We start from the raw sequence: 18570 nt of genomic DNA on the forward strand, positions 1-18570 counted from the left end.
CCGCTTACTGAAATTCAAGAGTGAACGTCGCTGTTGCATTGACGTGTCCCGGCGTGACGGGGAGCTGCGTTGCCATCAGGCGGGCATAAAAGTTAAGCGTATTGGTCTGACCGGGCGTCAGGGTCGTCCACGGAAGGGTGGCGGACCCGGCATTCAGCGGAAGTGTCGTTTGCTGGCCGTTGAGGATCTCGATTCCCATCCCTGCCGCCGCCGATGTTCCGCTGTCGAGTTTCAATAAGCGGGTGTTATCGTTGTCGGCAATACCGATAAAACCGACTTTTACCGCCGTGACCGACGTGCCGCAGGGAGAAAGCACAATACGAAACGGGACGACAGGCGTGGTGGCGCCGATATGGCTGAACTGTTTAGCGGCGTTATCCAGCAAATCGACGGTAAAATCTTTCGATTCGCCCGCCACGGCGCAGGCGTTATCCCTGACATATCCGCTGATCGTGATTGTGCTGTCGGCGGCGAACGCACTGGCGCTGACCAGCGAGAAGACGGCACCCAGCAGATAAAGACGTTTGTTCATCATCTTGTCCTTAGCGGCATTGCGCCGTGAGCTGGCTGAGCAACTGTTGTTGGTTTTCTGCGGATAAGCGGTACTCCGCCACACAGCTGGCGTTTGCGCCGTCACCCCATTTCACCCGAACCTTGCCTGCCAGCGGCATACCGCTCAGATAAACCTGACCGTTATCGGCGACGATGCTGCTGCTTTGGCTGCTGTCGGCGGTTACCATTGCGCCGAATGGCACCGGCTTGCCGTTATGGATGAGCGTCATCAGCAGTTTCATCCCGACGTGGGCGTTAAATTCCGCCCGGACGATCGCGCCGTGCGTGGGGACGACGTTGACCACTGCCTCATCCAGATCAACGTTATCGGCGAGCGTATTGGTATCCAGCGCCACCCGGTTTTCCCGGTACTCGGTGGCGTAAGGCAGCACCGCATAGCCACGCCAGTCAGTGCGTACTCCGGTCTGGTTTTCCACTTTCGTGCCCTCAGCGCCGGGAGCCTTAATCAGCACAACCGTGTCATTGAGTGGTTGACTCAGCGTGACGCCATTAGCATGTGCCAGCACGCCGCCGCTCATCCCGTAATAGAACTGTTTGAGTCCGTCGCTACGGCTGTAACCGACGTTGGCATTGCCAGAACCGCCGCGATAGTTCAGCGTGGCATAGCCAGTGCTGCTGCTGTTACCTTCACCACCGCCCGCATAGCCGGTTTGCACGCTGTAGCTGAGGTTATTGTCTTCCAGCACGGTGCCATACAGCCCCGCCAGGTTGGTCATTCGACCGTTGAGGTCATTCGACATGCTGTAGCTGGCGCTGGCGTGTCGCCAGACGGACTGACTGTCCGAGCGCAGCCAGTGGCTGAAAGGAATATTGACGTTAATAGCCAGCATCTGGTCGCGACCATCCTGCCAGGCGTTTTTGGTCAGGCTGTAGCTCAGCGTCCAGTTGATATCGCCGATGGCGGTATTCAGACCGGCCTGCAATTGTTCATCAGCGCTGTCGGTGCCCCAGTAAGTCTGGTGGCTTCCGCTCAGATAGAGCGTGGCGGTGCGGCCTAACTGCTGGGTCAGGCTCACCTGCACTTTGCCGCGCTTGTTATAGGCGAGGTTGTAGTAGTCCGTGAATTTCGGCTGAACCTGTATCACGCCATCCTGCGTTTCGACGTCATGGCCGCTCATCCGACGGTAAGTGGTATCGGCAAAGCTAAAATATCCGCGTGTGGAGTAGCGATAGCCCACCAGTTGGATATTCGTGCCAACGTCGCTGAGTGATTTGTTATAGAGGAAACGCACCGACTGTCCCTGATGTTTGCTGTCATCGGGCAGAGTGGCATTGGCCTGAGTGATGTCCACCGACAGCGCCCCCAGCACCCCCATGTTTTTCCCCACCCCCAGATTGAAGGCGCGGTAGCGGTCTGCCAGTTGTGTACCGCCGTACAAGGTCCAGCCAGCCGGGAGGCCGTGGAGTATGGTGCTCTGAAAAAAGGTCGGTTCTTCCTGCTGATCGTTACCGCTACGGTACTCTCCGGCGGTGACGGCATAGCGGGTATGGCCTTCACGTTGCAATACCGGGACTGAGGAGTAAGGAACGGTGAAGTTCTGGCTGCTCCCGTCGGCTTCCTTGATGGTAACCTGCAGATCGCCGCCGTTACCCGCGGCATACAGGTCGCTAATGCTGAAGGGGCCAGGCGGTACCGTGCTGTGATAGATCTCATAGCCATTCTGTTTGATGGAGACCTGTGCCGTCCCGCGCGCAATCCCATGGATCACCGGGGCAAAGCCTTTCTGGCTGTCCGGCAGCATATTGTCATCAGATGCGAGCTGCGCGCCGCGGAAGTTAATACCGTCAAAGACATCGCCGTTGGTATAGCTGTCGCCGAGTGTCAGGCGTGAGCGCAACGGCGTGATGTCTCTTTCCAGCCAGGTATTAACGTGCTGCCATTTGTTTTCATTGCTCGAGGCACTCCCGCCGCTGCTGTAGCTCCAGGTGGTATTGTCGCGCAGACGCCACGCGCCCAGATTAAGGCCACTTTGCAGGTTTAAGTAGGCGTAGTTGCTACTGCCGCCGACGTCGTTCTGGACATTGTTGCCGGTGAAGTTGTAATTCAGTAGCCCGGCGGTAATCCCATGATCCCAGCGTTCCGGCGGGATATAACCGCGAGCCTGATTTCCCATAAAGGCCTGAGGAATCGTCAAATACAACCGCTGCTGACCCACATCTAAACGGGTGGTGGCGTCAGGGATCATTTCCGTTAACGGGACACAGGCATCCGCTGCCAACACGTTCATTCCACTGACGGCAGCGGTGTTCAGCCCCATTGCGGCGAGCTGTTCACGCGTCAGGCATGGGGTCAGTTCGCGGTGGTTGTCGCTGGCATGAAAAGTGACGTCGCGGGTGGTCATAAACCCCTCGTTCAGATAAATATCGACGCGATACGTGCCGGGGGGGAGCTCATGTCCCTTTTCAAAACCGGAAAGATCCGCGACGGCAGCCGGATCGTCCGCCAGAAAGCGCGGGTTAAAATAGAGTTCTGCCTGCGCGGAAAATGTGTGTGAGGCAAGCAAAAAGGCAAAGGGGATCTGCGCCATTGCGCCTGACAAAAGTGGTGCATAACGCCGCCTGTGGACGAGTCCAGGTTTCAGATATGACATAGTCCCTCCGGTTCAAAATCGCCCGGCTGTCAGTTCTTTTTTTATTCAGGGATCACGCGGATTCCCTGTTCGTTATCGCAGTGCGCCTTTCATGCGCGGCGTGAGTGCGCCATAGTCATTAATGGTTTTATAAGTAATCTCGCTGCCCGCATCGGCTGGCAACTTCACGCGGGCTTCGCCCAGGGGAGGCACAAGGGCATTTTCCAGTACCCGGGTGCCGGCATTGAGTTCGGTCACCGTCAGGTAGTACGGCGTTGGGTTGATCAATGTGAGCGTGCCTGCGCTGCGGCGGAAAGTGAGTTTTTCTGCGGCCTGATCTGGCGGCAGCGCGAGACCGGCTGGACGGTAATACAGCTTGATACGGCTGATAATGGCCAGTTGCAGGGTGTTATCGCTGAGCCTGGATTTGTCCATCGACGGAATGGCTTTGACGTTCATCCAGAACAGACTCTCGCGGTCCTGTGGTAACTGATTGTTGGTTGCATCAAGGATGCGTAAGGCGTTCTCCTTTTTTCCCTGCATGGCAAACAGCGGTGGTGTGACCACAAAACGTCCGTCTTTGACGCCCTCGGCATTTTCTACCCAGGACTGGATCAGATACGTGCTGCTGTCATCATTATTGGTGACCGCCAGTTGCACCTGTTTTTGACCCGCCGGATAAATCACCCGTGTTGCCCCCAGCGCAACGCCAGCTTCAGCCGGTGTGAATAATCCCATGACGGCTATCATCAGCATCCCGCCCAGCAGGTTGCGCATCATGGTGCGTGTTTTTTTCATGTTTATCCTTGCTGTATTCACCGTCGTTTCCTGTATTTGCTATCTCTGCGGGGTTGTTACTGGTAGGTCAAAGAGAACCAGGCTTGTGCATTCGCGACCCCACCGGTGACCTGACGTCCGGTAGAACGGTATTTCGCAACGAAATGCAGTGTGGTTGGCCCGGAGTAAAGCCGTGCCCAGCTCGTCGGTGGGCCGTTAAGTGGGAGTTGGCTACCCTCTTTATCAAATAACGCTATCCCGATACCGCTGGCGATCCCCGGACCTTCTCCTACGGAGAGAACGTCAGGGTTTTTACCATCCGCGACGCCATGAAATGCCACGCCGACGCGTTGACTTACGGCGGTACTGCACTCCTGAAGGTGAATATCGAAAGAAACAGGGTTGATATCCTCCCCTGGCGCATGAAATCGATTGCTGCTGATCTGCCCCATTTGCACGGTCATCTGGCGATCGCCAGCTTCAACGCGGCAAGATTCGGCAATAATGACTCCCTGGAAACGCATGTTTCCGCCAGGTAACGTCACGTTCCACTTGTTGCCGGCCAGCGCGCAGGCGGGAAGTAAAAGCATCAGCAGACCTGATTTCATCCTTTGCATCGTTATCACCTCAGTCCCATTGCGGATAACAGGCCTTCCTGGCCCCAGGTGCATCCTTGCGTGATGAATTACTCGTATTGAACTTTGAAGGTGGCGTCTGCGTTAGCGGTACCGGCAGTTGCGGCGCCCGTGGCGTAGTAACGTGCCTGGAACGGGATGATATTCGTGCCATCGTTCAGGGTTGTTGCTGCGCTAAAGGTTGCGCCGTCCAGCGCCAGTGGGGTGCCTTTGTTGTCGAGGATCTGGACGCCAACGTTAGTGGCGCTACCGGCAGCAGAGCCCTGCAGTGCCAGTACGGTGTTGTTGGTGGTATCAACGGCCGTGCCAGAAAACGCGACAGAGGCTTTGGTTGACACGCTGGTATCACAATCATCAAGCTGAATGTTGAAACCGACCGCAGAACTGGTGCTGCCCGCAGTAGCCAGTTTTGCCGAACGAACCTGACCAAGCTGAACGGTTTGTTCGACTGAACCGGCGTCGACGGCGCAGGCTGCGTTAACGACTTCTCCTTTAAAATGCACTGTACCGCCGTTTACCGTGGTGGTATCGGCCAGAGCCGCCGCGGAGGTCAGGGACAGGGCTGACATAGCAACGATAGCCAGTGTTTTAATTTTCATGCTGTTTTCCTTTAAACAATGTCGATATCACGAACCGAAATGGCCAGTCGTTGTGCCTTCCAGGCATTCCATATTTCAGCCGAATGGGGCGACTGCCGGTTCTGCACAGTTTTTACCCAATGAATGAGTCAATTGGGGCCATTTTGACTCGTTGGTATAAACGGCTTTAAATGGCATATTATTTCTTTCTTATTGGTTTTTTGTTTCTTATGGTTGCAATTTTTTGATATAAAAAACTGAAAAATAGTTTTATGTAGATGACTGAAATGGTGCAGGAGTCAGGTGGAGAAATGGTGAAAGCGCGTAAACGGCGGTGGTAAATGTGAAAAAATGTTGGAGGTAATACTATTCTAATCAATGAGATAAAGAGTGTTTATCGATAATTTCTAACTTGTTAGTTGCAAAGCTTTACTAATTCTTTTTATGATATAAACAGTTTGGCCCCAATTGACCTGTTCAGGTAAAGACTTTCCTTTTTATATCAATCCGTTAGATTATTTCTTTTTCTCCTGCGAAATGACCTCTAACAGGCTGCTTCTCTCCCATAATCCGGCGAAACGTGCGGCGTTGCTGGCGGTATAACGGACGGTATGGCGAATATTTCGATGGCCAAGATAATCCTGAATCAGTCGCGTATCGGCCCCCCGTTCGGCAAGTTCATAACCGCAGGCGTGACGGAGCATATGGGGGTGAGTATGGGTAACGGTTCCAGCATCAACCCCCGCAGCCCGAATAATGCGATATGCCTGCTGGCGAGAAAGCGGTGTCCCCCGGCGGGAGATAAACACGGCGTCAGTGCGGCCTGCGCCTCTCCAGCCTGCGCGTTCCTGACTCCAGCGTTCAACGGCCTCACGCTCATCAAAACGCAGTGGATGAATGGTGGAAAACCCGTTTTTCAGTCGACGGACATTGATTCGTCCCTCGTTGAGATCGAGGTCGCGATAATGCAAATCGAGGAGTTCACTGATGCGCATGCCGTGACGGAACGCCAGCAAAATAAGACAATAATCTCGCTCTCCGGTTGCGCCATGTCGGGCAGCCTGCATCATGGCTTGTACTTCTTTGCCAGTAAGATAACGACGTCGATTCACAATGCATTACTCCTGAAATATGTTTCTGTTAATGAACACCTGTAGAAAACATCATGCGATTAAAAAATAATCCACGATGTTAAAGGCATATTATATTTGAGGGATTAATCACCGTTGGTGATTACATCACTTTTACATACGTAGCTATTATTACCACGTGATAAGTCTTATTTTTATTGATTTTATCAGGTGCGACAATAGCGGCTGTTGTAGACAAAGTCAGGTGTATAAATTTAAACGAAAAATAGTTACAGAGGGTGAGAAGGTGGCGAAGGTTTGTTTGACGAAAAGGTCATGTTGAAAAAAGTATCCTGATTCATTACATGGATATAATAAAACTGTTTAATTCTGCTGCAAATAAGGATGGAAGTGAACAATAAGCATAATAAATATATGGTTAAATATTATTAATGCTTTGCTTATCGTGGTTTTAACACCATCCATGGTGTTGTATCTGTCACAGTGAAATAGCATTATGCTGTTTGAGTTTAGCGTCATCCCAGATACCGTAAAATCGACCAGCGTTACTGGCGGTGTACCAGACGGTATGGCGAATGTTACGGTGTCCCAGGTAATCCTGGATCAGACGGGTGTCGATCCCCATATTGGCTAATGCAAAACCGCATGAGTGACGAAGCATATGCGGATGAATTTCAAGCGGGAGCCCAGCGTGATCGCCCGAGGCTGAAATGATTTGATAAAACTGTTGGCGAGAAAGAGGGTTTCCTTTTCTTGATAAAAATAACCACTCACTGTTGGCATGAGGATAGTCAGTTCGTATAGTCAGCCAGTTTTTTAACGCCTGAATTTCTTCTCTTAATAATGGATGTGTTGTCGAAAAACCTTTTTTCAGGCGGTGAATGTAAATACATCGAGATTTAATATCAATATCTGATATTTGCAGGCGACAGATTTCACTGGCACGAAATCCATGAATAAAACACAATAAGGTCAGACAGTAATTGCGGGCAGCGTGTGGTCCCGTGTTTGCTGCTTTGAGAAGTGACTCTATTTCATTTTGAGTCAGGAAATTCCTCTTCTTATTATCGGCGTTATTTTTCATTAGGTTCCCTTTTGATTGCAGGTGCGCAAGCGTTCTGCTGATTTCCATTAATCCAATGGTCTTATCCGGTTTTAACTCATGATTTATTTGTACTGCACGGTAGGCGCTAATCGTATGCAACGTTGCTTCGCTACAGAAGGACGTGAGCGGATAATGAAAATGGCTGTATGTTGTTTCGTCATAACGTCGTGACATTATCGACTGGGTGCCTCCTCTGGTCTTGTGCTTTTGCTTATCTTACTGAATCAATAAACGTTATTGCTGTTCTACGATCGAGCCCATTCCGGAATACCCCGAATGATGAGCAAAAGGCTTTGCTAAGGACGAAAAACGACATGGCAACCTCGCTAGCATTCACTGTAGAACTACAACAATGAGTAAACAATACTGCAAAAAACACGGTGAGAATAGCAATAATAAGTCATATAACCGCTTTAGAGGCGGGATCTGGTATTTAGCCGTGAGCAGATTGATTCCCGTTAACCCGCAGAAATTGCATTAGTACGGGTATATTTGGCGGATGAGGGCGTGTGGCTGAAATTAGCCTGTCTTTTAGTGATGAAATGTTTTGCGACAAATAAAATGCGAGCGAGGGAATAATAACGCCTGAAACTACTCTTATTCATCTAAGGCGTTTATGCGTATCGTTCTGGTAATTACTGGAAATCACCTGGTCAGTACTTTCATCTGGCCGATCTCACATAGTGTATTGAGCCCCTTTGCATTATGCTGTTTCGACATTGAGTGAATGAAGATTTACGGATTAAGTAATTCCCAAAGGAAATTATATGAAGTCTATCGGTATTTTTTGCGGTTCATCTGAAGGCCATTCTTCGGTTTATATGCAGGCCGCGCGCGAAGCCGGAACCTATCTGGCTCAGGCCGGGCTGGGCATTGTTTATGGCGGTGGCCGGGTCGGATTGATGGGGGCCGTGGCGGATTCCGCCCTGCAACACGGCGGGCACGTGACGGGGGTGATGCCCGTGTCTTTGGTTGAACGTGAAATTGCGCATACCGGGCTGACTGATTTGCAGGTCGTTGAGAACATGCACCAGCGTAAAGATCGCATGGCGGCATTGTCTTCTGCTTTCATCGCCTTACCCGGCGGGGCAGGCACGTTGGAAGAGATTTTTGAGCAGTGGACGTGGGGACAATTAGGCATCCACCACAAGCCCTGTGCGTTTTATAACATGAACAATTTTTATCAACCGCTGCAGGTCATGGTACAGAAAATGGCCGATGAAGGTTTTATGAAGCAGAGCTACGTGGATATGCTGTTTTTCTCCGATTCGTTGCCGGAAATTGTTGAATATTTTTCGACATATACGCCGCCGACCTCCAAGTGGACCGTGACCCAGAAATAAGACGACTCATTGTGCTCCTTAAGAGCAGAGGATGACACCTGTCACTAACATGCCCCCGCCCAGGCTATGGCCTTCCGGGGGCATTTTTACGCCGGATTCATATCGATGGTTAAAAGGGCACCTTCCCCCCCCCCAGGAATATTCTTAATTTCACTTAGGCCAGATGCCCGTCGGGCAAAAAAAAAGCCCAGAAAATGATCTCTTTTCTCTCTATATGTTGCCATTATGTTTATTTTAACCGTTGCCCCAGGGGATGTTGATACAGTTAATAAAAAAATGGTCGCGAATATTAATGTAGACTTTTATCTTACGGTGTTGCAGAAAATTCAGTGGTATTGCAATTGGTAACATAGAAAAATATTATTTTAATCACGGCTAACATGGCAACGATGCAAGTTTTTATTAAAAGGCCATGTTTTGTCTTTGCCGCATTACCACAGCAAGTAAAGCCTCGTATTATCACGACGGGATTGTGAATATTATCAGCAGGAGCATGCGAAGGGAGAAACGCCAGAACAATTTTTGTATTGGCGAAAGTAAACATTAATAATACGTTTAAATGAGCGAAATAATGAAGAGTCAAATTCGTATAGCCGCGTTGGTAATGACTCCAACTTAATGATAGTGTTTTATGTTCAGATAATGCCCGATGACCTTGTCATGCAGCTCCACCGATTTTGAGAACGACAGTGACTTCCGTCCCAGCCTTGCCAGATGTTGTCTCAGATTCAGGTTATGTCGCTCAATGCGCTGAGTGTAACGCTTGCTGATAACGTGCAGCTTTCCCTTCAGGCGGGATTCATACAGCGGCCAGCCATCCGTCATCCATACCACGACCTCAAAGGCCGACAGCAGGCTCAGAAGACGCTCCAGTGTGGCCAGAGTGCGTTCACCGAATACGTGCGCCACAACCGTCTTCCGGAGCCTGTCATACGCGTAAAACAGCCAGCGCTGGCGCGATTTAGCCCCGACGTATCCCCACTGTTCGTCCATTTCCGCGCAGACGATGACGTCACTGCCCGGCTGTATGCGCGAGGTTACCGACTGCGGCCTGAGTTTTTTAAATGGCGGAAAATCGTGTTGAGGCCAACGCCCATAATGCGGGCGGTTGCCCGGCATCCAACGCCATTCATGGCCATATCAATGATTTTCTGGTGCGTACCGGGTTGAGAAGCGGTGTAAGTGAACTGCAGTTGCCATGTTTTACGGCAGTGAGAGCAGAGATAGCGCTGATGTCCGGCGGTGCTTTTGCCGTTACGCACCACCCCGTCAGTAGCTGAACAGGAGGGACAGCTGATAGAAACAGAAGCCACTGGAGCACCTCAAAAACACCATCATACACTAAATCAGTAAGTTGGCAGCATCACCAAACATCCCACCGTGGATTTAGGTCGATGGGCAAAAACCTTTTTTACCGGTACAGGGGTGGAAACCACGAAAACGCCTTTTACCATCAGCGTAGATAATTGTCCGGCGTCGGTGAAAACGGTGGCCGTGTTATTTACGGGGGTGACAGATGCGAATAATCCCGCACTGCTGGCATTGAATTCCAGCTCCATCGCAACAGGTGTCGGTATCAAATTATATAACGCCGGTAGCGCGCCTTCGCCAATTACGCTGGGCTCAGTGTCTGCCGCTGCGAATGTGGTATCAAATAAAGCCGACCTGAAATTTATGGCCGATTATGTTTCCACGACCACGAATGTGACAGCGGGCAGCGCTAACGGCACTGCTGACTTCCTGATGGTATACAACTGATCGACACTCTGAGCAGGCTTCCGGTCTGCTCAACGCTTTTTTCTTCTTTTCCTGATGGTCACACTTCATGAAACAGTTTATCGCCGCAATGACGGCATCGTTAATTCTGCTGAGCGCTACCGCGCAGGCAGGCATTGTCATGGGTGGAACCCGTGTTGTTTATCAGGAAGGGAAGCGTGAAGCCACCATGACGGTGACGAATGCCGACACGCAGACGCCGTATCTGGTGCAATCATGGGTGGAAAACGCGAACGCAGAGGATAAGCGGCCAGTGCCGTTCGTGGTCACGCCGCCGCTGTTTCGTCTTGAGCCGGAACAGCAAAACGTCCTGCGTATTACGTTTACGGGGGGCGCATTGCCTGCCGATCGGGAGTCCATGTTCTGGCTGAACATTAAAAGTATCGCCCCGACGCAAAAAGAGGACGCCAATAAACTGCAGATTAACGTGAAGTCTCGCTTCAAACTTTTTTATCGCCCGCAGGGGCTGAAAGGCGAGGCAAAAGACGCCTGGACGCAGTTGACCTTTACCGTGCAGGGAAACCAACTGGTGGCGAACAACCCGACGCCGTATCACATCTCCTTGTTCTCCCTGACCGTGGGCGGCAAAGCGCTTGCCGAGCCGGGGATGATCGCCCCGCTGAGCACGCGTCGCTGGACGATCAACGGCAGCGGCCCGGTGACATGGCGGGCAATCAATGATTTTGGCGGCGTGACCGACTCCGCGCAACAGTGATGTCAGGCAACCTTCCCGTGAAAAAGAGAACCGTCCTGTTATCGGCGGATAGCGCGACGCTACTGCTGACGATCATCCCTGGCGTTTTACTGCTGTTTTGCGATCAGCGTCAGGCGTGGGCGGATGACTATTTTGATCCTGCCGCGCTGGAATTACGCGATCCGCAACAGAAACTGGCGGACCTGCGCTATTTTGCCAAAGCGGGCGGACAGCAGCCCGGAACGTACCCGGTCAGTGTCTGGCTCAACGAACAGGAGGTCACACAGCAGAATGTGACGTTTGTCGAGGAGAATGGGCAACTGAAACCGGTGCTCACCCCTTCGCAACTGGCGGAATACGGGGTTAACGTCAGCGCGTTTACCGCCTTCAGTCAGTTGCCTGATGGAGGCACTTTCACCGATATCGAACGCTACATTCCCGATGCCCGCAGCCAGTTTGATTTCTCCACTCAGCGTCTGAATCTGAGCATTCCGCAGGCGGCGATGAACGTGCAAAGCCACGGTTATGTCGATCCCGCGCGTTGGGATGACGGCATTCCGGCCGCCTTCGTCGATTACACTTTTTCCGGCTCGCAGACCCGGCAGTCAACGGATGACGGGCGTTCCAGTTATCTGAACCTGCGCAGTGGCGTTAACCTCGGCGCATGGCGCCTGCGTAACATCTCGTCGATGCAGTACGATAAAACCCGACGCTGGGACTCGCAAAGTACTTACCTGCAGCGCGATATTGTCTCACTGAAAAGTCAGCTGCGAATGGGGGATACTTACTCCCGTGGCGACGTCTTTGACAGCGTGCAATTTCGCGGTGTGCAACTGATGTCTGCTGACGAAATGCAACCGGACAGCATGAACGGCTTTGCTCCGATTGTGCGCGGCGTGGCGCACAGTAATGCGAAAGTAACCATCGCGCAGCACGGCTATGTGATTTATGAAACCTACGTGTCGCCGGGGGCATTTGCCATTCAGGATCTCTATCCCACCGCCCAGAGCGGCGACCTGGAGGTCACTGTTAAAGAGAGCGATGGTTCTGAGCGGCGCTGGACACAGCCGTTTGCTGCGGTTCCATTTATGCTGCGTGAAGGACGCGCCAGATTCAGCCTGAGCGCCGGGCGCTACCACTCGACCTCGCAACGCAGTCGTTCGCCGACGTTTATGCAGGGAACGCTTTTTTATGGTCTGCCCGCTGAGTTCACCTTCTATGGCGGTTCGCAGCTGGCTGAAGATTATCATGCCGTCGCGGCAGGGCTGGGGCGTGGTTTTGGCCTGCTGGGCGCGCTGGGGTTGGATACGACCTGGGCGGCGACCACGACGCCTTCAGGTAAGCGTTATACCGGTCATTCGCTGCGCGCGCAGTACCAGAAAAGCGTTGCGCAAACGGGGACCTCGTTCAGTCTGGCCAGCTATCGTTACTCTTCCAGCGGATATTACGATTTTAGCGAAGCCGCGATGCTGGAAAGCCGCTACGGTCAGACATGGAGCAAACGCAGTCGCGAAGAGATTTCCGTTAATCAGGCGCTGGGAGGGGTGGGTACGCTTTCGCTGTCAGCGTATTCGCAGGACTACTGGCATAACGCGGATCGCGATCAAACCCTGCACGCCGGATTTTACAGTACCTGGAAGCGTGTTGCCTGGAGCGTCGGCTATTTCTACACCAAAACGACAGGACACAGCGCGCCGGATCGCTCATGGTCATTGAACGTCACGCTGCCGCTGGGCGGCGCGTGGTCAGACAGCACCGTAAGCTACAACACCTCTTCCGATAATCACGGCTACACCTCGCAACAGGTGGGGATATACGGTGCGCTGCCGCAGAACCAAAACCTCTACTATTCGGTACAGCAGGGGATTGCAAATCAGGGGCAGGGTAGCAACAGCAGCGCATCGCTGGACTATCACGGTGGATATGGGACGACGCAACTGGGGTATCGCCGCGATCGCGACAGCAGCCAGATGACCTGGGGGGCGTCTGGCGCTCTGGTGGTACATCCGCACGGCATCACGCTCGGACAGAACGTCGGTGACAGCTTCGCCATTGTTCGCGCGCCGGGCGCGGCGAACGTCGCGATTCAGAACGCAAACAATGTTCATACCGACTGGCGTGGTTATGCCGTGGTGCCCACGCTTACGCCCTATCACAAAAACGTGATCGCGCTGGATGCCCAAACGTTACCGGATGATGCGGATGTCGAGTTGCAGGGGGCGACGGTGATCCCTGGCGGCGGCGCAGTGGTGGAAGCACATTACCAGACGCATATCGGCAACCGCGTACTGTTCACGCTTCGCCGCGATCAGGATGTGGTGCCTTTTGGTGCCAGCGCCCGGCTGGTCGGTGATGGCGGTACCGCCAGCGCGATGGTGGCCGAACGCGGGCAGGTCTACCTGAGCGGGGTGCCGACGGCAGGCACTCTTGCGGTGAAATGGGACGACGCGGGCGTGAGCCGCCAGTGCGTACTGCATTTCCGGATAGCGGATGCACAGGACCGGAACCCGGTGAAAGAGGTGGCGGGACAATGTTTATGAATCATGAGGAACTGACGATGTCAGGGGTTTTTCGTCTTATTTGCGGGTTAATGCTGCTGGTAGCGAGCCTGTTTAGCCAATACGTTCAGGCCGAAACCTGTCAGGGTAATACCGGACAAATGACCCTGAACTTTCAAAACATCAAATATCTGCCGACGCTGCGGGTCAATACTCAGATGAGCAGTATTATGCCGGTGAACGGTGGGGGGATTCGCTTTACCTGCGATCGGCAAGGGACGACATCGTCGTGGAAAAAAATCGTCTATCAGCAGATGAATACCCAGGGTGGGCAGATAATTGACGGACATGCGGTGTTCAATTCGGCCTTGCCCGGGATCGGCTACTCACTCAGTTTCCAGTGCGACGGGGGGCCGATCCATTTCCTGGAGTCAGTGGGCAGTCGGTCGGTTACGGTTTGCGACAGCACAGAGAGCCCGTCGATGCTGACGCAACGGGAAGTGGAGGTGAAAACGTGGGTGACCTTCTATAAAACCGCTGATATTCAACTGGTAAGTAATAACCATGCTTTCGCCAACACGCTGGCAAATGTCGGGAACCTGTCGATGACGTACCCGAATGCGGGGGGAAATGGCGATCAGGTCAGCAGGCCGGTGATTCTCGATCTTGCGGCGATGAACGTGGACATCGGCAGTCGCGGTAGCTGTAGCGTCACCCGCGCCAGTATTTTTGTCGATCTGGGCAAAGCGAACCGGAGCGATTTCAAAGGCCCGGGTACCTCTGGCGGTTCGGCGGTGCCGTTTAGCATCCCTGTGTATTGCGCTACGCCCACGGATATCCGTATTGGTTTCTTCGCGACCCCGGCGACGACCGGGGCGACGGATACGCTGGATATTACGCACTTTCCCGGTGGTGCGGACGGCGTCGGGATCCGGATCCGCTATGGCGATAATGGCGGTAACGGGCCGGTAAAGGGAACATCGGTGACGCTGAATGAGCCCGCAAATCTGCCAGTGGTACAGAAAGTTCCCGCTTCCAGCGCCGCAACGGCAGTGCCGGTCAATTTTATGGCACAGATGGTGCAGACAGGATCGACGGTCACCGCGGGACGGGCAAATGGCACTGCCACCTTTGTGCTGGAATATAACTAAGAAGCCATAAAAGCGATCGCTCTGAAAAGCGTGCGGTAAGGGGTGAAAAATATTTACGTAGTGAATATAAAAACGTAGTTTCTTTATGGCTACCCAGGCGCCCGACGTGGGCAAGAACGGCAAGGAAGCAGGAGAACGGATGAAATTTATCGCCACCATTACCGGGCAACACATCGATTACGGTGATATTCGACCGGAGCATATTGTGATTGAAGATATCGCGGTCGCCCTTTCGCATCTCTGTCGCTTTGCCGGACATGTGCCTGAATTTTACAGTGTCGCCCAACACGGGGTTCTGTGCAGCCAGTTAACGCCACCTGAGTTCGCGCTTGAAGCGCTGCTGCACGATGCCGCTGAGGCCTATTGTCTGGATCTTCCCTCACCGTTAAAGCGCTTGCTTCCCGCGTACAAAGAGATTGAAGCGCGGCTGGATAACGCCATTCGTCAGCGTTTCGATCTTCCTCTCACCCCGAGCAAGGTGATTAAACAGGTGGACCTGATGATGCTGGCAACCGAGCGGCGCGATCTCAATCTGGATCCCGGTAATGACTGGCCGATGCTGGCAGGGATCTCGCCCACGACGCGGTTGACCGTCACCCCACTGATGCCACGAGAGGCGCGCGCGCTTTTTTTATCCCGCTTTCAGGAACTGACAACCGGTTAAAGATGGTATGCCGTCACGGTACGACGCGTGCCGGTCAGTGAATCGAACACCTCGACATCTGACGCCAGAATCGGCATGCCTGACGCGCGGAGTCGCTGAATATCGGCGGCAATACGCTGGATCCCCAGCCAGAACAGCCCATCCAGGGCGTTAACCTGCAAACCACTCTCCAGTGCCAGGCGAAGCCGTTCTTCGGGATGCTTTGTCTGACTGGCAACCTGCTGATAGGGCGCCGTGGTAATGGTTTCCTCATCCATACGGCGGATACGCGACGACAGACGATAGCGAAAGGCATCGGGGACGCGACTGAGATCGGCATTGATGCTGTAAACCTGGCCACGGCGTTTATCATTAATCAGCACATTTTTCTGGGTGAGGGCAAATTCTTTCCGCAGCTTGTCGATCAGTTGCGGAGTACGGGTGAGGAGCAAACGGAAGGGCAATTCAAAGCTGGTTACGTAATCGACATTAAGCAGCGCAATACGCAGTCGTTCTTCAACGCCGGCATTTTCTTGTTGGCACTCCGCCAGAACCTCTTTCCATTGGCTGGCAATGCGCGGCGACTCGTTGATTTCAGTGAAATGATATTTTTCAATCAGGTAATCGATACGCCTGGTCATTTTTTTCCATCCCATCCGCCCGTTCGCTAATGGCACAACATAACATAGAGAAAGCGACAGAATACAGAGACAAACGAATAATTGTCTACTTAAGAGTGTTTAAGAAATTTAATTAAAATGCACATTATCAATAAGTTATAAATGTCACACCAGTTAAGACTATTTAATTGTATTATTCGTAAGCTTATCAATATAATTTTTTACATGTCTCGCTAAAGCTGGATATAGAAGAACGGAAACGACCTGTGAGTTAAATTATTAATACGGAAATAAAGCGATGGCGATATATATTATAAGTAATGATAACTATTTGCAGGAGGGTATTGTCTTATTGGCAAAAGAGGCCAACCTGGAAATCGTGAAAGAAACCATGCCTCATTTACCTGTTGAAAGACTCACATTCGACGATACCGTGATTTTGCATCTTAATTTGTTCAACAAATGTTGTGCTAAAGAAATCTCCAGACTCAACAAAAAATGTAAGTTGCTGGTTATACTGGACTCAGAGCGGAGTGCATTGGTCCTGGATGCCGATGTGATTGTCAGCGCACAGCAGTCTCTGCTATCGCTGATGATGATCATTACGCGTCTGGTCGGTATGGAAAAACGCCAGGCTATCAGGAATCATGTTCTCAATCGTGTTGAAAAAAGGATTATTTGTGAATCGCTGTTGGGTAAAGATATTAACCTGATTGCCGAATCATTGGCGCTACCGCCGAAACGGGTATACACCTATCGCAACCTTGCGTGTAAGAAATTAGGTGGGCACCGGGTTCACGATCTACTGCTGATCAAAGAGAATTTACTCGAAGAGAGTATGTTTCTTTAAAACGCGTCAGCCCTGTTGAGCACAGAGCTGACGGTTTTCTCCCGTTTATCGGGCGCAATAGAGCAGGGGACGTTTCCCGATGGTGAACAGGAACCCGTGAACGCCCTGATTGAGAATGGAGTAACTCACATCTTTATCGGGGTAGACGTAAAAATCAGGCAGAATATCGGCTAACAGATCATCCGGCAACGTTTCGATAATTTCGAACTTGTTGATTCTGCTTGAGTGTAAGTGATACGAATCCTGATTTTCTGTCCAGTTATAGGCCACATCTCGTCTGATGCGCCCTTTCAGTTTGTTATCTTCAATATAGGTTCCGCTGACGGCCACGATGCCGTTCTGGTTTTTCAGCGAATACATGTAGTTCAGCGTGATATTTGCGCGAGCGTTTTTATGAAACACCACCAGCGACATCGAACATTCCTGTTTATCGTAATGTTTTGACATTAAAAAATTGTATAACGCGCTGATGAGCACACCCGCGAGTAAAAATATGGCACTCATCGTTATGACTGTTCTTTTACTCACTTCCTACTCCACGAAAAGAGAGTGTAATACAACCTGGAATGGCTGATTTCAGGTAGTTCTGGCGGCAGACAAGAACCGCTAAGCCTGGCGACGTTTGTGATAGCGGGAAGTACACCCAGGGGTACTTTTCGCAATCGAGTCCAGAACCCAGAATCAGCGCCTTAAAGTGCGCAAAGCTGTTTTTGTTATCGTGGCTGTCATCTTTGGTATAGAAACGACAGCCTTTGTCTTGCTCGACGAAGGTGTAATCAGCGAAGAATGGCTTCGTATCGCTAAAGTGCCAGAAATAGTTCATGCCGATAGCGCCAATAAAAAATGCCGCTACCATGGCGAGAATGCTAACGAAGAGCGGCAATCTGCTGCTCTTACTTACCGTCATCGCACGGGCAGGAGGGGCGATTTCTTCTGGCGTAAGCGCGGGATCCGCCTCAGTGCGGTACTCCACATCCAGTTCATCTTCACCCTGCAGAGAATCAGGGGCCACTTCAGCCTCCTGAACCGCAGCAACGCGAGTAATTTTAACGCTTTTGTCGATTTGGAAACCTTTGCGCGGGACTGTGGCGACGAGGATCCGGTCAGTCTCGCCAACGGCGCGTAAGCCTCGACGGACAATAGAAATATTTTGGTAAAGGGTGTTGGCAGGCACCAGCATGCCTTCATCTTCCCATACCTTTTTAAAAAATTCCTGCTGAGTGACGACGTCCGGTGAAGCGTCAAGCAGCAAAAGCAGACAACGACTGGCAGGCGTTGTCAAAACCACGTTAATTTCTGGGTTAGTGACAGAAATTAACTTTTTACTGTCTGGTCTGAATTCAATATTATCGTTAATAATCCAGTACATATGGGTTCACGGTGTTCGAAAGTTATAAACAGTAGAGACTTAATTGTAGAAAATTCTGAACATACTATTACGTATAGTATAAATGAGTTCAGTAAGTCGTTTAATTTATGAAACTAATGTTTTTGTTCTGAAGTTTCACATAAGTGCATATAAAACAAAGAAATTTATTAACAAGGTCGGTGGATTCTGCCGCAATGAATAATCAGCTACTGTAATCATTTAAACATCCCAATGCCGCATTCCGGAGAAATTATGGCCTGATTATCAACAAAGTGGCGTTGAAATCTGTTTCAACGT

At 51.6% G+C, this 18570-nt stretch carries 17 protein-coding genes and 1 pseudogene; 7 read left to right on the plus strand and 11 right to left on the minus strand.

Annotated features, from left to right (window positions below):
* Window positions 1-4 precede the first annotated feature (4 nt).
* The 7 genes and pseudogenes from C2U53_RS14340 to C2U53_RS14370 all read right to left on the minus strand — a co-directional run bounded on the left by C2U53_RS14340 (window position 5) and on the right by C2U53_RS14370 (window position 7308).
* A complete protein-coding gene (locus C2U53_RS14340) occupies window positions 5-532 on the minus strand; it encodes a fimbrial protein (RefSeq protein WP_058587072.1) in 528 nt (175 codons plus the stop codon).
* A gap of 10 nt (window positions 533-542) precedes the next feature.
* A complete protein-coding gene (locus C2U53_RS14345; RefSeq protein WP_104446042.1) occupies window positions 543-3164 on the minus strand; it encodes a fimbrial biogenesis usher protein in 2622 nt (873 codons plus the stop codon).
* 72 nt (window positions 3165-3236) lie between these two features.
* Window positions 3237-3941, minus strand: coding sequence for a fimbria/pilus periplasmic chaperone (locus tag C2U53_RS14350; RefSeq protein WP_371415063.1), 705 nt, complete (start codon window positions 3939-3941; stop codon window positions 3237-3239).
* A 56-nt stretch (window positions 3942-3997) separates the two neighbouring features.
* Window positions 3998-4537, minus strand: coding sequence for a fimbrial protein (locus tag C2U53_RS14355; RefSeq protein WP_042999432.1), 540 nt, complete (start codon window positions 4535-4537; stop codon window positions 3998-4000).
* A gap of 68 nt (window positions 4538-4605) precedes the next feature.
* Window positions 4606-5154 carry a type 1 fimbrial major subunit FimA gene (gene fimA, locus C2U53_RS14360; protein ID WP_042999433.1) on the minus strand — a complete coding sequence of 183 codons (549 nt, stop codon included), beginning with the start codon at window positions 5152-5154 and terminating at the stop codon, window positions 4606-4608.
* Between the two features lie 481 nt (window positions 5155-5635).
* Window positions 5636-6245, minus strand: a pseudogene (locus tag C2U53_RS14365) (tyrosine-type DNA invertase).
* Between the two features lie 457 nt (window positions 6246-6702).
* Window positions 6703-7308 (minus strand): tyrosine-type DNA invertase, encoded by a 606-nt coding sequence (locus C2U53_RS14370; protein WP_042999435.1) that lies wholly within the window; start codon window positions 7306-7308, stop codon window positions 6703-6705.
* Between the two features lie 788 nt (window positions 7309-8096).
* On the opposite strand from C2U53_RS14370, the gene C2U53_RS14375 reads away from it, so the two are divergent.
* Entirely contained in the window at window positions 8097-8672 is a 576-nt protein-coding gene (locus C2U53_RS14375; protein WP_044254122.1) for a TIGR00730 family Rossman fold protein, read from the plus strand.
* A gap of 615 nt (window positions 8673-9287) precedes the next feature.
* Here C2U53_RS14375 and C2U53_RS14380 read toward each other — a convergent pair.
* Window positions 9288-9985, minus strand: a protein-coding gene (locus C2U53_RS14380) for an IS1 family transposase (protein ID WP_223335778.1) whose coding sequence is annotated in 2 segments (ribosomal slippage) — window positions 9288-9736 and window positions 9736-9985 — 699 coding nt in all. Because the reading frame shifts where the segments join, the coding sequence is not laid out codon by codon here.
* Between the two features lie 67 nt (window positions 9986-10052).
* Between C2U53_RS14380 and C2U53_RS14390 the strand changes: the two genes are divergently transcribed.
* The 5 genes from C2U53_RS14390 (at window position 10053) to C2U53_RS14410 (ending at window position 15455) form a co-directional block, all read left to right on the plus strand.
* Complete coding sequence (locus C2U53_RS14390; RefSeq protein WP_172740574.1) at window positions 10053-10430, plus strand: fimbrial protein; 378 nt, start codon at window positions 10053-10055, stop codon at window positions 10428-10430.
* 67 nt (window positions 10431-10497) lie between these two features.
* Window positions 10498-11163, plus strand: a complete 666-nt coding sequence (locus C2U53_RS14395; protein WP_042999438.1) for a molecular chaperone — start codon at window positions 10498-10500, stop codon at window positions 11161-11163.
* 62 nt (window positions 11164-11225) lie between these two features.
* Window positions 11226-13682, plus strand: a complete 2457-nt coding sequence (locus C2U53_RS14400) for a fimbria/pilus outer membrane usher protein (RefSeq protein WP_246876163.1) — start codon at window positions 11226-11228, stop codon at window positions 13680-13682.
* 17 nt (window positions 13683-13699) lie between these two features.
* Window positions 13700-14791, plus strand: a complete 1092-nt coding sequence (locus C2U53_RS14405; protein WP_104446892.1) for a fimbrial protein — start codon at window positions 13700-13702, stop codon at window positions 14789-14791.
* Between the two features lie 139 nt (window positions 14792-14930).
* Complete coding sequence (locus C2U53_RS14410; RefSeq protein ID WP_042999440.1) at window positions 14931-15455, plus strand: hypothetical protein; 525 nt, start codon at window positions 14931-14933, stop codon at window positions 15453-15455.
* Here the strand turns inward: C2U53_RS14410 and C2U53_RS14415 are convergent.
* Window positions 15452-16075 (minus strand): hypothetical protein, encoded by a 624-nt coding sequence (locus tag C2U53_RS14415; protein ID WP_042999441.1) that lies wholly within the window; start codon window positions 16073-16075, stop codon window positions 15452-15454. The two genes, C2U53_RS14410 and C2U53_RS14415, sit on opposite strands and share 4 nt — an antisense overlap.
* 277 nt (window positions 16076-16352) lie before the next feature.
* On the opposite strand from C2U53_RS14415, the gene C2U53_RS14420 reads away from it, so the two are divergent.
* Window positions 16353-16904, plus strand: a complete 552-nt coding sequence (locus C2U53_RS14420) for a hypothetical protein (protein ID WP_042999442.1) — start codon at window positions 16353-16355, stop codon at window positions 16902-16904.
* 45 nt (window positions 16905-16949) lie between these two features.
* Here the strand turns inward: C2U53_RS14420 and C2U53_RS14425 are convergent, their stop codons facing one another.
* Window positions 16950-17318: a hypothetical protein gene (locus tag C2U53_RS14425; protein ID WP_224267557.1), complete on the minus strand. Its 369-nt coding sequence runs from the start codon at window positions 17316-17318 to the stop codon at window positions 16950-16952.
* 106 nt (window positions 17319-17424) lie between these two features.
* Entirely contained in the window at window positions 17425-18273 is an 849-nt protein-coding gene (locus tag C2U53_RS14430; RefSeq protein ID WP_042999444.1) for a transcriptional regulator, read from the minus strand.
* Window positions 18274-18570 lie beyond the last annotated feature (297 nt).

Origin of the sequence: Citrobacter sp. CFNIH10, from assembly GCF_002934585.1 — a bacterium.
Taxonomy (GTDB): Bacteria; Pseudomonadota; Gammaproteobacteria; order Enterobacterales; family Enterobacteriaceae; genus Citrobacter_A; species Citrobacter_A amalonaticus.